15 protein-coding genes are annotated in these 12,352 nt (G+C 65.4%); 7 read left to right on the top strand and 8 right to left on the bottom strand.

Annotated features, from left to right (window positions below; all coding sequences use genetic code 11):
- Positions 1-3: 3 nt before the first annotated feature.
- From EPO50_RS29665 to EPO50_RS29645, 5 genes are read right to left on the bottom strand one after another with little or no spacing between them, the layout of a single operon-like run.
- Positions 4-1,212 carry an MFS transporter gene (locus EPO50_RS29665; protein ID WP_296350386.1) on the bottom strand — a complete coding sequence of 403 codons (1,209 nt, stop codon included), beginning with the start codon at positions 1,210-1,212 and terminating at the stop codon, positions 4-6.
- Entirely contained in the window at positions 1,209-1,643 is a 435-nt protein-coding gene (locus EPO50_RS29660) for a PaaI family thioesterase (protein WP_296350384.1), read from the bottom strand. Before EPO50_RS29660 ends, EPO50_RS29665 begins: the two co-directional genes overlap by 4 nt.
- Positions 1,644-1,660: 17 nt before the next feature.
- Positions 1,661-2,551, bottom strand: coding sequence for a shikimate dehydrogenase (locus tag EPO50_RS29655; RefSeq protein WP_296350382.1), 891 nt, complete (start codon positions 2,549-2,551; stop codon positions 1,661-1,663).
- Positions 2,548-3,171 (bottom strand): Maf family protein, encoded by a 624-nt coding sequence (locus EPO50_RS29650; RefSeq protein ID WP_296350380.1) that lies wholly within the window; start codon positions 3,169-3,171, stop codon positions 2,548-2,550. The genes EPO50_RS29655 and EPO50_RS29650 overlap by 4 nt, the downstream gene beginning before the upstream one ends.
- Positions 3,172-3,174: 3 nt before the next feature.
- Positions 3,175-4,302, bottom strand: a complete 1,128-nt coding sequence (locus EPO50_RS29645; RefSeq protein ID WP_296350379.1) for a PQQ-dependent sugar dehydrogenase — start codon at positions 4,300-4,302, stop codon at positions 3,175-3,177.
- 116 nt (positions 4,303-4,418) lie between these two features.
- Between EPO50_RS29645 and EPO50_RS29640 the strand changes: the two genes are divergently transcribed.
- Genes EPO50_RS29640 through dnaQ form a run of 3 tightly spaced genes read left to right on the top strand, consistent with a single transcriptional unit; the run spans position 4,419 to position 6,798 of the window.
- On the top strand, positions 4,419-5,396 hold the full coding sequence (locus EPO50_RS29640) for a quinone oxidoreductase (RefSeq protein ID WP_296350377.1): 978 nt from the start codon (positions 4,419-4,421) through the stop codon (positions 5,394-5,396).
- A gap of 35 nt (positions 5,397-5,431) precedes the next feature.
- Positions 5,432-6,094 (top strand): dephospho-CoA kinase, encoded by a 663-nt coding sequence (coaE, locus tag EPO50_RS29635; RefSeq protein ID WP_296350375.1) that lies wholly within the window; start codon positions 5,432-5,434, stop codon positions 6,092-6,094.
- Positions 6,095-6,120: 26 nt separating this feature from the next.
- Entirely contained in the window at positions 6,121-6,798 is a 678-nt protein-coding gene (gene dnaQ, locus EPO50_RS29630) for a DNA polymerase III subunit epsilon (protein ID WP_296350374.1), read from the top strand.
- A 40-nt stretch (positions 6,799-6,838) separates the two neighbouring features.
- On the opposite strand, the gene secB is transcribed toward dnaQ, so the two are convergent.
- Positions 6,839-7,357: a protein-export chaperone SecB gene (secB, locus tag EPO50_RS29625; protein ID WP_296350372.1), complete on the bottom strand. Its 519-nt coding sequence runs from the start codon at positions 7,355-7,357 to the stop codon at positions 6,839-6,841.
- A gap of 189 nt (positions 7,358-7,546) precedes the next feature.
- Here secB and EPO50_RS29620 point away from each other — a divergent pair, with 189 nt between their 5' ends.
- Together EPO50_RS29620 and gtdA are read left to right on the top strand one after the other, a co-directional pair.
- Complete coding sequence (locus tag EPO50_RS29620; protein ID WP_296350369.1) at positions 7,547-8,338, top strand: gamma-glutamyl-gamma-aminobutyrate hydrolase family protein; 792 nt, start codon at positions 7,547-7,549, stop codon at positions 8,336-8,338.
- Between the two features lie 4 nt (positions 8,339-8,342).
- The gene (gene gtdA / locus EPO50_RS29615) at positions 8,343-9,386 is read left to right on the top strand and encodes a gentisate 1,2-dioxygenase (protein WP_296350367.1); all 1,044 of its coding nucleotides are present in this window, start codon (positions 8,343-8,345) and stop codon (positions 9,384-9,386) included.
- 14 nt (positions 9,387-9,400) lie between these two features.
- Here the strand turns inward: gtdA and EPO50_RS29610 are convergent, their stop codons facing one another.
- The gene (locus EPO50_RS29610; RefSeq protein ID WP_296350365.1) at positions 9,401-10,216 is read right to left on the bottom strand and encodes a LytTR family DNA-binding domain-containing protein; all 816 of its coding nucleotides are present in this window, start codon (positions 10,214-10,216) and stop codon (positions 9,401-9,403) included.
- Positions 10,217-10,341: 125 nt separating this feature from the next.
- On the opposite strand from EPO50_RS29610, the gene EPO50_RS29605 reads away from it, so the two are divergent.
- Together EPO50_RS29605 and EPO50_RS29600 are read left to right on the top strand one after the other, a co-directional pair.
- Positions 10,342-10,875: a DUF6622 family protein gene (locus EPO50_RS29605; RefSeq protein WP_296350364.1), complete on the top strand. Its 534-nt coding sequence runs from the start codon at positions 10,342-10,344 to the stop codon at positions 10,873-10,875.
- A gap of 81 nt (positions 10,876-10,956) precedes the next feature.
- Positions 10,957-11,958, top strand: a complete 1,002-nt coding sequence (locus EPO50_RS29600) for an alpha/beta fold hydrolase (protein ID WP_296350361.1) — start codon at positions 10,957-10,959, stop codon at positions 11,956-11,958.
- Here EPO50_RS29600 and EPO50_RS29595 read toward each other — a convergent pair whose 3' ends face one another.
- Positions 11,959-12,348, bottom strand: a complete 390-nt coding sequence (locus EPO50_RS29595) for a hypothetical protein (protein WP_296350359.1) — start codon at positions 12,346-12,348, stop codon at positions 11,959-11,961.
- Between the last annotated feature and the right edge of the window lie 4 nt (positions 12,349-12,352).

The raw sequence follows: 12,352 nt of genomic DNA, 5'->3' as shown, positions 1-12,352 counted from the left end.
GCCTTACGGTAAGCCGCGGGCCTCACGGCTCGCGGCGAACCAGGCCCAGGCCATGGCCTGCATCGCCAGCAGGGCGAAGGTCACGAGCTGATGGGCCTGGGGGCGTGGCAGGCCATGCGCGGTTTCCATCCAGGCCAGTGCCGGACCGATCGCGGCCTGTACCAGGAACGCGATCCCCATACAGACCAGATTGAGCGTGGTGTTCACCCGGCCGGCGAGTTCGGGCGCGAAGGCGCGCGTGACCAGCGCGTAGCAGACGACCGGCATGCCACCCAGCATGACGTAGGTGAACCACAGGAGCTTGGGCATCGTGGTGACGTTCATCGCGATCGGCACATGGATGGCGAGGAACAGCAGCCCGTAGACCAACAGCACGCGCCCGCCGCGGATGCCACGGCGGTGCAGCAGGTCGACGATCATGCCGCTGAAGAAGTAGCCTGGGATGATGGCGATCGAGAGCGCGAACAGCGCGACACCCACCGACGGTTCGTCGAGATGGGCAACGTCGCGTAGCCATCCCGCTGCCCAGAAGCTCGCATAACAGATCCAGACACCCAGCGAGAAAGTGGGGGCCAGGCCCGCGCGCCAGAAGAGGGGCGTCTTGAGCACACCCAGCAGACCGTGCACTTCGTCTTTCAGCCGGCCCTTGCCGCCGCGTTCGTAAGCAGGTGCGGCGAGCAACTGATAGAGCGCCACGGCCACGGTGATGACGGCCAGGGCCAGGAAGATGTGGCGCCAATCGTAGTCGACCAGCAGCCACTGCACCGGCCGCGTCGCCATGGCCGCGCCCAGCCCGCCGAAGGTCATCATGATGGCATTGGCAAGTGGCAGGCGGCCGATCGGCCAGTAAAGGACATTGGCCTTGAAGCCGCACATCAACGCGACGGACAGGCCGAGACCGATCAGGGCGCGGCCGATGCTGAGCGTCACCACGTCCTGACCGAAGGCGAAAACGACGGCGCCAACTGCCGTCGCCAGCAGCATCACCGGCGCTACGCGGCGCGGGCCGAATCGGTCCAACGCCACGCCGGCCGGCAGCTGGGCAACCACGAAGGCCGCGAGATACATTGAGGTCACGACGCCGATCGCCGCTTCGCCGAGGCCGAGTTCGCTCTGCAGCGCCGGCGCCACCACGGCGTTCAACGAGCGGAAGAGGAAACTCAGGAAATAGCCCAGCGCGAACGGCAGGAAGGCCGTCAGGACCAGTTTCAAGAGGGCGTCCCCGCCGGGCGATCGCCGGTGCGGGCGAACACGGCGCTGGCATGCACGATGCGCTCCTCGCCGACCATCAGGTAGCAATTGGCGAAAGCCAGGCGGCCGCCGACTTTGTGCACGTCGACATGCGCCTCGACCCAGTCGCCGAGCTTGGCCGATCCGGCGAAATCCGTCTTCACGCTCGCCGTGGTGAGCATGGGCGACGGCGTTTGGCTGCGTGTCGTGCGATAGCCCAAGGCAATGTCGCAAAGCGTCATCAGCAGCCCGCCATGGGCGATGCCGCGTGCATTGGCATGCTTGGGCTGGATGCGCAGGCCGACCACGAAGGTGCCGTCACTGTTCTCGCGATAGAAGAATGGCCCGTTGTGATCGAGGAACGGGCTGGTGCGAAACAGCGGTTTGAAACCGTCGGGCGGATTACTGTCCATACTGAGACCCTCTACGCTCAAACGCCGAGATCGGCCGCGACCGCGCGTCGTTGTTCGGCACTGACATCGACCTTCTTGCCGAACCACGCTTCGAAGCCCGGCCGACCCTGATGCAGCAACATGCCTAGCCCGTCGACGCAGCGATTGCCACGCGCGCGGGCCGCGGCGAGCAGTCCGGTTTCGAGCGGCACGTAGACAATGTCGTAGACCGCGGCCTGGCGGGGCAACGGTGCGAGATCGATATCGAGCGCAGGCTGGCCCTTCATGCCGAGCGACGTGGTGTTGACCAACAAGGTGGCTCCAGCAAGCAGTTCGCTTCGTTCGTTCCAGGAGCCGATGACGACGCGACGACCATCCGACGGTGTGAAGGCGACGCCAAGATCGACGGCGGATTGGCGGGTGCGGTTGACCATTCGGAGTTCGGGCACGCCCTCATCGATCAGGCTCGCTACCACGGCGCGCGCAGCACCACCGGCGCCTAGCACCAAGACCGGCCCCGAGGTGGCCGTCCAATGCGGTGCATTGTATTTCAGGGCCTCGAGAAAGCCGAACGCATCAGTGTTGCGACCTTCCAGCGTACCGTCGGGCTGTTTCACCACGGTGTTCACCGCGCCGATGCGCTTGGCCACGGGATCGATGTGATCGAGCAGCGGCATGATCTCGATCTTATGCGGCAGGGTGAGGTTGCAGCCGCGCGCATTGGGCGTGCGCTTGAGAAAGGTGACCAGCTCTTCGAGCGCGGCGCGGCGCGGCTCGACCGGCAGGCGGCCGTAGTGACCGTCGATGCGGTTCTGCCGCAGCCAAAAGCCATGGAGAGCCGGCGAGCGCGAATGTTCGACTGGCCAGCCGACGATGGCGGCGAAGGGCCGACCCTGCGCTTCGGCAACGAGTTGTTCGTAGGCGTTCACGCGGATTTCTCCCGGGATTTCCCTTGGGCCTTTTCCAGGCCTATCCCGTGCTCGGCCAGGAAGGAGAGTAACGGCAGCAGCGGCAAGCCGAGAATGGTGAAGTAGTCGCCATCGATGCGGCTGAACAAATGGGCGCCAACGCCTTCCAAGTGATAGGCGCCGACCGAAGACGTGATGCCTTCACCGGCACGCGCCAGGTAGGCGTCGAGGAAAGACTCGGTGAAAGGCCGCATCGTGAGGCGGGCACGCTCGTTATGGTGCCATAGCCGTGCACCGCCGCGCGCGACGACGACCGACGAACAAAGCTCGTGCATCTGGCCGCGGAGATCGAGGAGCTGCTGGCGGGCCGCCGCGAGTGTCGGTGGTTTGTCGAACAGGCGGCCATTGCAGGCGAGCGTCGAATCAGAGCCAATCACCATCGCTGCAGGATGTCGTTTTGAAACACGCTGCGCCTTGAGCTCGGCCAGAGTCTCGGCAACGTCCTGCGGTGCGGCGCGTTCAGCGACGAGGCTCAGTTTCACCTCGTCCTCGTCGACCCCCGACGGCTCGATCGTGAAATCGAGGCCGGCATTGGCGAGGAGCTGGCGGCGCGAGGGACTGGCAGAGGCGAGAATGAGCATGGATCAGGCGGGTTCCAGTCGGTAGAGACCGCCGGAATCGGTATGGGTCACGACGTAGATCAGGCCATCGGGGCCCTGCCGGACGTCGCGGATATACGGAAGCAGGTCGACGAGCAACCGTTCCTCGCTCACGTACCGTTCGCCATCGAGCTCGATGCGAAACAGCGCGTTGTTGGAGAGGGCGCCCGTAAACAGCGAGCCCTTCCAGCCGGGAAAGCGATCGCCGGTGTAGAAGGCAAGACCGCTGGGCGAGATCGACGGCACCCAGAAGCGAACCGGATCTTCCATCCCGGGCAAGCTCTTGTTGGGGCTGATGACGGCGCCGCTATAGTCGACGCCATGGGTCGCGAGCGGCCAGCCATAGTTGGCGCCGGCCTTCAGCAGGTTGAGTTCATCGCCACCCCGCGGGCCGTGCTCGGTCAGCCAGATACGGCCGGTCGTAGGGTGCATCGCCATGCCCTGCGGGTTACGATGGCCATACGAGAAAATTTCCGGCCGCACGCCGGCGCGGCCGACGAAGGGATTGTCGGAGGGTACGGAACCGTCGTCGCGAAGCCGCACGACCTTGCCGCCGAGATCGTCGAGCCTCTGGGCGCGCTGCATCTGATAGCGTTCACCAGCGGTCACGTAGATCAGCCCCGCACGGTCGAAGACGATGCGCGAGCCGAAGTGCAGCCCGCCTGAAGTGCGTGGCAAGGCTTCGAAGATCGGCTGGACGTTTCGCAACCCACCGCCGTCGCGGAATTCAGCGCGCGCCAACACCGTAGCTGCACCGCCTTCCCCTGGCCCGGAGTAGGTCAGACAGAGCGTACGGTTCTCGACAAAGCGCGGATGCAGGCAGATGTCGAGGAGGCCACCCTGGCCGCTGGCCACGACCCGCGGCACGCCGCCGATCGGTGCGCGCTCCAGCCGGCCGTTGGCGAACACGCGCAACCGGCCGGGCCGCTCTGTGATCAACAGGCGGCCGTCCGGCAGGAAGGCCATGCCCCACGGCTGTTCGAGGTCCTGGGCGAGCGTTACCACGCGATACGACGCCTTTGCACTGCGCAGGACCATCTGCGCGCGGGCGATCGCTGGCGCCGCCAGCAGGGCGGCGGCTGTCGTAAAAAGAAGGTCACGGCGCCGTGGCAATAAACCCTCCTGACAACAGGGCTGCGCTGGGCTGGCGCGAAAAAGGCCGGTCACTATACTCGACGCCGCCGAGCGGGGGGACCTTCAGTGACCACCGCCTCACTGGGGAGCTTCTTATGTCCAAGTCCATCCTGATTCATGAAAATGGCGGTCCCGAGAAGATGAAGCTCGAGGACGTCGAGGTCGGTTCGCCTGGCCCCGGCCAGGTAAAGATCCGTCACACCGCAATCGGCCTCAACTTCATCGATGTCTATACCCGCTCCGGCCTCTACCAGACGCCGTTGCCCAACGCCGTCGGCCGCGAAGGCGCGGGCGTGATCGTCGAAGTCGGCCCCAAGGTGAGGGGCTTCAAGAAGGGCGATCGTGTCGCCTATTGCGGCGTGCTCGGTGCCTATTGCGAAGAGCGCCTGATGGGTACCGACCAGCTCGTGCATGTGCCGAAGGGCGTGAGCGACGAGCAGGCCGCGGCGATCATGCTGAAGGGCATGACGACGGAATATCTCGTCGACCACACGCCCAAGGGCTGGCTGAAGAAGGGCGACACCATCCTGTTCCATGCCGCCGCCGGCGGCGTCGGTCTGCTGTTCGGCCAGTGGGCCAAGGCACGCGGCTACAAGGTGATCGGCACGACCTCGTCGGCCGAGAAGGCCGCTCTCGCCAAGAAGAATGGCTACAAGTGGGTGATCGACTACACCAAGGACGACATCGTTGCCGAGGTGAAGAAGATCACCAAGGGCAAGGGCGTGCCCGTCGTGTTCGATGGTGTCGGCAAGGATACCTGGAATGCTTCGCTCGACTGCTTGCAGCCGCGCGGCCTGATGGTGTCGTTCGGCAATGCTTCCGGCGCAGTGCCGCCGGTAGCGCTCGGCATCCTGAACACCAAGGGCTCGCTCTATGTCACACGTCCGAGCCTCGGCGCCTACACCGCCACGCGCGCCGAACTCGAAGCGAGCGCCAAGTCGCTGTTCAAGATGGTGAAGAGCGGCAAGGTGAAGATCGCCATCGATCAGCGCTATCCGCTGGGCGACGCTGCGCAGGCGCATATCGATCTCGAGAGCCGCAAGACCACCGGTCAGACGATCCTGGTTCCCTGAGCTGCGTCCTGAGGTTTGGTATAGCGTTGCCGTAGATGGTCATTGTCGGATTGACCGGCTCGATCGGCATGGGCAAGTCGACCGCAGCGAAGATGCTGCGGGAGATGGGCGTGCCCGTGTACGACGCCGATGCCGCCGTTCATGAACTGCAGGCGCCTGGTGGCGCGGCTCTTCCCGGAATCGAAGCGGCGTTCCCCGGCGTCGTGAAGGCGGGCGTGCTCGACCGCCAGGCGCTGGGTGCGCGCGTCTTCGGCAACAAGGAGGCGCTGCGCCGGCTCGAGGCGATCGTGCATCCGCTGGTCTTCAAGAAGCAGCGCGCCTTCCTGCGGCGGGCCGCGCTGGCCGGCGAGAAGCTGGTGGTGCTCGATATCCCGCTGCTCTTCGAGGGGCTGGGGGAGCGTCGCGTGGATGCGACGCTGGTCGTGAGCGCGCCGGCCTTTCTGCAGCGCCGGCGCGTCATGGCCCGGCCCGGCATGACGGCGGAGAAATTTGCCGGCATCCTGCGTCAGCAGGTGCCGGATACCCTGAAGCGTCGCAAGGCCAGCATCGTGATCCCGACGGGTATGGGGCTGGCGCCGACTCGGTCGGCGCTGGTTCGTGCTGTGGCCGAACTACGCACATTGCCAGGGCGATTCTGGCCCCCCAATCCGTGGCGGGAGAAATTCACAGGCCAGCTCGCGCGCGCCCGTCGTAAATAGCACCGCAAGTAAGCTAGAACGGGTCAATGCGCGAAGTCGTTCTCGATACGGAAACCACGGGCCTCGACCCTCTCGCCGGCCATCGCGTGGTCGAGATCGGCTGCATCGAGCTCGTGAACATGGTGGCCACGGGCCGCTCGTTGCAGCTCTATCTTAATCCCGAGATGCCGATGCCGGCGGGCGCGCAGGAAGTGCACGGCCTCACCGACGAGTTCCTGGCGGACAAGCCGCTGTTTGCCGACAAGGTCGAGGAATTCATCGAGTTCCTGGGCGACGCGCAGCTCGTGATCCATAACGCGCAGTTCGACCTGGGCTTCCTCAATGCCGAGCTGGCGCGCACCGGCCGCGCGAAGCTGACGAACGATTATGTCGACACGGTTTCGTTGGCGCGGCGCAAGTTTCCCGGCCAGCGCGCCAGCCTCGACGCCCTCTGCGATCGCTTCAGCATCGACAATGCCAAGCGCACCAAGCACGGGGCGTTGCTCGATTCCGAACTATTGGCTGAGGTCTATCTCGAGCTGAGCGGCGGCCGGCAGCGCGATCTGGGTCTCGCGCCCGAGATGGCGGCGACGGGCCTGAGCGGCATGCTGGCGGTGAAGCGACCGGTGCGTCCGGCACGTCCGCATGTAGCGAGCGCCGCGGAACTCGCCGCCCATGCCGAGTTCCTGAAGAAAGTCAGCGATCCGATCTGGCTGAAGGAGTAGCGCTGGAAGTACGTCCCCAGCGCCCTCCACTGGCAGAGGATCAGGCGTGGCCGACCGGCCCGGCCGCGAGGCCCGGGATCTGGCCGCCATTGGCTTCGAGCTGCTGGCGGTAGAGTGCCACGAAATCGACCGGAGCGATGTTGAGCGGCGGGAAGCCAGCCTCGCGCGTGGTGTTGGCCACGATGGCGCGAGCGAAGGGGAAGAGCAGCCGCGGCGTTTCGATGTAGAGCATCGGACCATAGGCATCCTGCGGCAGGTCACCGAGGGTCACCGTGCCGGCATAGACCAGCTCGAGCATGAACAGCGGCTCTTTCTCCGGCGTATGCGCCGAGGCCTCGATGGTCAGCGACACCTCGAAGGTCTTGGTGTCGAACTGCCGGTTGGCGACCTGCACGTTCAGCGTGAGCTGCGGCTGTGTCTGCTCGATCAGGCTCTGCGGCGCGCGCGGATTCTCGAAGCTGAAATCCTTGATGTACTGGCCGTGCATGGTGAGCGGCGCGGCAGGACCCTGCTGCGGCTGGCCGGCAGTCGGGTTCGACGGAGGAGGGGTGGTCGTCATGGGCGCTCTTTCCAATATTTGCTGCGGCGCGGCGGTACCATGCAGGGCTGCACTGCACAAGATGCGGGCAGGATCAGAGGGCGAGCAATTGCCAAGAACCCTAGTAGAAGCGATGATATTTTTCCCGATATTTGCACGTCCCGGCTAACTATGAACCGCTCGTCTTCGCGTCCCCCGACTTTGCGACCCTTGGTCGGAATTTCCGCCTGCCTCAAGGAAAATGGCCGCGGCGGCTGGCACCATACGGTCGGCGAAAAATACGTCCAGGCAGCGATTCGCGCCGTCGGCGCCCTGCCGGTGTTGATCCCGGCCATCGGCCCGGAGTTCGATGACACGACCGGCTTGCTACCGGCCTTGGACCGGCTGCTCGATGCTCTCGACGGCGTGCTGTTGACCGGCAGTCCGTCGAATGTCGAGCCGCACCACTATGGCAAGGAAAGCCGTGACGGCACGCTGCACGACGCGGCGCGCGACGCCACCACTCTCCCGCTGATCCGCCACACGATCGCCCGCGGTGTACCGCTGTTTGCGATCTGCCGCGGCCTCCAGGAAGTGAATGTGGCCTTGGGCGGTTCGTTGCACCAGCATGTGCACGAGGTCGACGGCCGCCGGGACCATCGTTCGCCAAAGTCACCCGACATGGATGTGAACTATGCGCCGGCGCACGATATCGACATCGTCGAAGGCGGCATGTTGCACCGACTGCTGGGCGAGCGCCGGGTGAAGGTGAACTCGCTGCATGGCCAGGGCGTCGATATGCTGTCGCCACGTGCGAAGATCGAGGCGATCTGTTGCGAGGACGGACAGGTCGAGGCGCTGAGCATCCCCGATGCGCAGGCCTTCGCCCTCGCGCTGCAGTGGCACCCCGAATACAAGGCGCTGGAGAATCCGATCTCCATGAAACTGTTCGACGCTTTTGCCGCGGCTTGTCGTACGCGCATGGTAGAGCGTGCCGGATCGCTGCTGCGGGCGGCGGAATAACCCCGTGTCTGCACCGGCCACCCGTAACAACGCGCGTCGCGACTTCTACGAGCGCATTGGCGGACTTTCGATGGCGCCGCTCTGGGAGTCGCTGCACCAGCTCGTGCCGCCGCAGCCCGCGCCGAAATATCAGGCCGCGCATTGGGACTACGACAAGGTCCGCCCCTTCCTGATGGAGTCGGGCGCGCTGATCACCGCCAAGGAGGCGGTGCGGCGCGTGCTGATCCTGGAAAATCCGGCGATGCCGGGCAGCGCCTGCATCACTCCGACGCTCTATGCCGGCCTGCAGCTCATCCTGCCGGGTGAAGTGGCGCCGTCGCACCGCCATACCCAGTCGGCGCTGCGCTTCATCGTCGAAGGCGAGGGTGCCTACACCGCCGTCGATGGCGAGCGCACGATCATGCACGAAGGCGACTTCGTCATCACGCCGACCTGGACCTGGCACGATCACGGCAACGATTCGTCGAAGCCGATGGTCTGGCTCGACGGCCTCGACATCCCGATGGTCGCGATGTTCAACGCAGGCTTTGCCGAGAATGGCGCGGAAGACGAGCAGGCTGTCACCGCGCCTGCCGGTACGTCGGATGCGAAGTTCGCCAGCGGTCTGCTGCCGGTTGACTGGAAGCCCGCCCGTCAGACATCGCCGATCTTCAACTATCCCTATGCCCGCACGCGCGAGGCGCTGGACGGGCTCGCCAAGGCCGGTCCGCCCGACGCCTGCCACGGTTACAAGCTGCGCTACGTCAATCCGGCGAGCGGCGGCGCTCCGATCGCCACTATGGGCACCTTCATGCAGCTCCTGCCCAAGGGCTTCGCCAGCGCGCCCTATCGCAGCACCGACGGCACGGTCTTCTCTGTGGTCGAGGGTGAAGGCGAAAGCCGGATCGGCGACATGGTGATGCGCTGGAAGAAGCGCGATCACTTCGTGGTGCCGAGCTGGGCGAAGGTCGAGCATAGTGTCGACAGCGACGCGGTGCTCTTCTCCTTCTCCGATCGTCCGGTGCAGGAGAAGCTCGACCTGTGGCGCGAGGATCGCGGCGGCAAGTAAGGAGCTGCCGCCGCTTAGGAAGCGGCCGCCAGCCAGCCCGCTTCCTTCACCTGTTCGCGATAGGTCTTGCTCACGGGCACGCGCAGGCCGTTGCGCAGGACAAGAACGGGTCGCCCCGCATCACGCTCGACCGAGGTGACGGCGCCTTCGGCCACCCACCAGGAACGATGGACCTGGCGGCCATGCGCCGGCCCCAGCTCGGCCAAGGCGTCCCGCAGCCTCAACAGAATGAGGTCGCTGCCGAGTGCCGTGTGGATGCGGAGGTAATGATCCTCCATCTCCAGCGCCAGCAGGTCGCGGCCGAGGGCTGGCGGCACACGGCGGAAGAAGTCTGGCGCAGCGGGCGCAACGGTCGCCGGAGCAGCCTCCGTGGGCGCCGTAGGAGTCGCCGCGAGACGGGCCCGCTCGCTGTCGGCGTCGGCGTGCCGGCGCCGCTCGATGAAAAGCCCGACCAGAACCGAGACGACCATGGCCAGGAACGCGTTCTCGGCGAGGATCTCGGGCACGAAGGAGAGTGGAATCGGCCGGACCAGCCAGCCGACCAGGATCATGATCGCGGCAGTGCCGGGCACCGAGGCTACGAGGCCGGCGACCGCCATGCGGGCCGCGACCGGCCACTGGCTGGTCGGCTCGAAAGTGCGCAGCAGGCGTGCGTACAGCAGGACCTGCAGCCAGAAGACAAGCGCCGTCGACGTGAAGAAGAACAGCCGGACGGGAAACCCCATCGACAGGTAGCTGCCGAAGGGGCCGATGACGGCCATGACGATGGCGAACCCGAGCACCCACGGCACGTGTAAGAGCAGCAGTCTCCAGCCGGTGATTTCACGCATCGCCAAATGATGATCGCTGCCGGTTCACGAAAAAACCAGCCCACTTACGCAAGGATTATGGAGAGCCGGCGGTCTCCCGCCGATCTTGATGGCCGCCGATGTCATTGCAGCCTTGAGGAGCCTCTATGTTGTTCGTCTGGCAGATGATCGTCCATACGCCGCCCTGGGTGTGGCCGCTGCTGTTGGCCCTTCTCTGGCTAGGCTGGCAGGGGCTGAGGCCGCGGACTGTGCCCGTGTGGCGTGTTGCACTCCTGCCGCTGATTGGTCTGATCGTCTCCTTGACCGGTCTTGTCGCCTCGCAGAAGCCGATGGTGGCCTTCGGCTGCTGGATGGCGGTGCTGCTGCTTGCCCTGCTGCCAGGTTACGGCCTTGGCCGCCGCCGACCGGCTCGCCGGTTGCCCGACGGTCGCATCGAACTCGCCGGCGGCTGGTTCAGCCTCGTCTTCGGCCTGTCGGTATTCTTCGTGCGCTATGCACTCGGTGCGTCGGCTGGCATCTGGCCAGTCCTGCGCGGCGACCCGCTCTGGGTCGCCCTGTCTGCAGGCGTGGGCGGCGCCATCGCGGGCGTGGGTCTGGGCTGGCTGGCGGCCGTCCTGGTGCGCGCGCGCCGCGAGGCTTTGGCAGCCGATCAAGTGTTTCAAGCGCGTTGTGCGAACTGAGATCCAGATCAGGGGGCTTTCATGGGATTCTCTGTGCGTATGCCATTCAGCCTTTCGCTCTCGTCTTTCCTGTTGGGCTTGATGGCGATCATTGGCCTGTCATTGCCTTCAGGCGCGGCGATGGCCGATGAGGCCGGCTGGCGGCAATTCACGGTTCCAGTTTCGCCATCGAATGCCGAAGTCATTCCGGTTGCGCTGTATTACCCGACGCAGGCAACGCCGCGTGCGATCGCGATGGGTCCATTCACTCTCAATGTCGCGATCCAGGCGTCGCCGAACGAGAAATTCAGAGGCCTCATCGTCGTGAGCCACGGAACGGGCGGGTCCGAACTCGGGCACAGCAGCCTGGCGGAAGCGCTCGCAAAGCGAGGTTATCTGGTCGCGGCGCTCCGGCATCCGGGTGACAACTGGCAGGATCGTTCGTTGTGGTCGAAACCCCCAGAACGCTATTTCATCGAAAGGCCCGCGCAAGTCTCGCGAGTGATCGATGCCCTGCTGGGCGATCCCGCATGGAAGGACCGAATCGCGGCGGATGCGCAGGGGCCGCGCATCGGTGCAATCGGGCATTCGGCCGGCGGTTACACGGTGATCGCCCTGGCGGGCGGTCAGGCCGATCTGCTGCGCATCGCCGAGCATTGCCGGGACAATGCCGCCGCCGACCCGATCTTCTGCGGCATGAGGCGACAGCCGGCCCAACCGCCGCAAGCCGTGCAATCGATTGCACCGACCACCGACAAGAGGGTTCGCGCCGTCGTCGCCCTGGCACCGTTTGGCGCAGCCTTCACGGCGTCATCGCTGGCGGAGATCAAGATCCCAGCCTTGATCTACGCAGCTGAGCTGGATCGCTGGCTGGTTCCGCGCTTTCACGCAGACTGGATTGCCCTCAACACGCCGCGAGCAAAATCTCATCAGGTCCGCAATGCCGGGCACTTCGCTTTCCTGGACCCACCCAGTGTCCCGATCCCCACGCCGGACGGCGATGCGCGCGCCGATCCGCCTGGATTCGACCGCCGGGCGCTGCTCGCCCGCTTGCAGGTGGAACTACCTGACTTTTTCGACGCGGTGTTCCCAGCCCAACCTTGATCAGGCCGTGCGCCGCCTCTGTGCGGCGATGGAGCCTGCACACTGGTCGGGCGGCGCCAACGGGCGTAGCTGCGTGTCGTAGGCATCGGCGAACTCGGCGCGCCAGGGCTGGCCGTCGCGCTGGTACATCGACACGAACAAGGTGCAGCCATCCGATTGGTAACGCAGCACGCGCGCCGGCCCGTCCTTGCGGTCGAGCTGCGGGGCGCCGAGAAGCGCCGTCAGCTGCGCTTCATCGAGGCCCTTGAGGCGGTCCTGAGAAATTGGCGAACCGGCATTGCGCGAGTTGAAAACACCCTTCTCGCCGCCGGAAAGCGAATATTGCTGATTGCCTGTCTGGCATCCCCCTAACAAGAGGATTGATGCCAGTGCCCCCGTCGTCCATTTCATGCTC

This window comes from Reyranella sp. (assembly GCF_004297405.1).
GTDB lineage: Bacteria > Pseudomonadota > Alphaproteobacteria > Reyranellales > Reyranellaceae > Reyranella.
This window is presented reverse-complemented; position numbering and strand designations above follow the sequence as displayed.

Bases quoted from the DNA above. Each gene is read 5' to 3' on its own strand.
- EPO50_RS29660 (WP_296350384.1), bottom strand. From the start codon at position 1,643: ATGGACAGTAATCCGCCCGACGGTTTCAAACCGCTGTTTCGCACCAGC.
- EPO50_RS29650 (WP_296350380.1), bottom strand. From the start codon at position 3,171: ATGCTCATTCTCGCCTCTGCCAGTCCCTCGCGCCGCCAGCTCCTCGCC.
- EPO50_RS29640 (WP_296350377.1), top strand. From the start codon at position 4,419: ATGTCCAAGTCCATCCTGATTCATGAAAATGGCGGTCCCGAGAAGATG.
- coaE (WP_296350375.1), top strand. From the start codon at position 5,432: ATGGTCATTGTCGGATTGACCGGCTCGATCGGCATGGGCAAGTCGACC.
- dnaQ (WP_296350374.1), top strand. From the start codon at position 6,121: ATGCGCGAAGTCGTTCTCGATACGGAAACCACGGGCCTCGACCCTCTC.
- secB (WP_296350372.1), bottom strand. From the start codon at position 7,357: ATGACGACCACCCCTCCTCCGTCGAACCCGACTGCCGGCCAGCCGCAG.
- EPO50_RS29610 (WP_296350365.1), bottom strand. From the start codon at position 10,216: ATGCGTGAAATCACCGGCTGGAGACTGCTGCTCTTACACGTGCCGTGG.
- EPO50_RS29605 (WP_296350364.1), top strand. From the start codon at position 10,342: ATGTTGTTCGTCTGGCAGATGATCGTCCATACGCCGCCCTGGGTGTGG.
- EPO50_RS29600 (WP_296350361.1), top strand. From the start codon at position 10,957: ATGGCGATCATTGGCCTGTCATTGCCTTCAGGCGCGGCGATGGCCGAT.
- EPO50_RS29595 (WP_296350359.1), bottom strand. From the start codon at position 12,348: ATGAAATGGACGACGGGGGCACTGGCATCAATCCTCTTGTTAGGGGGA.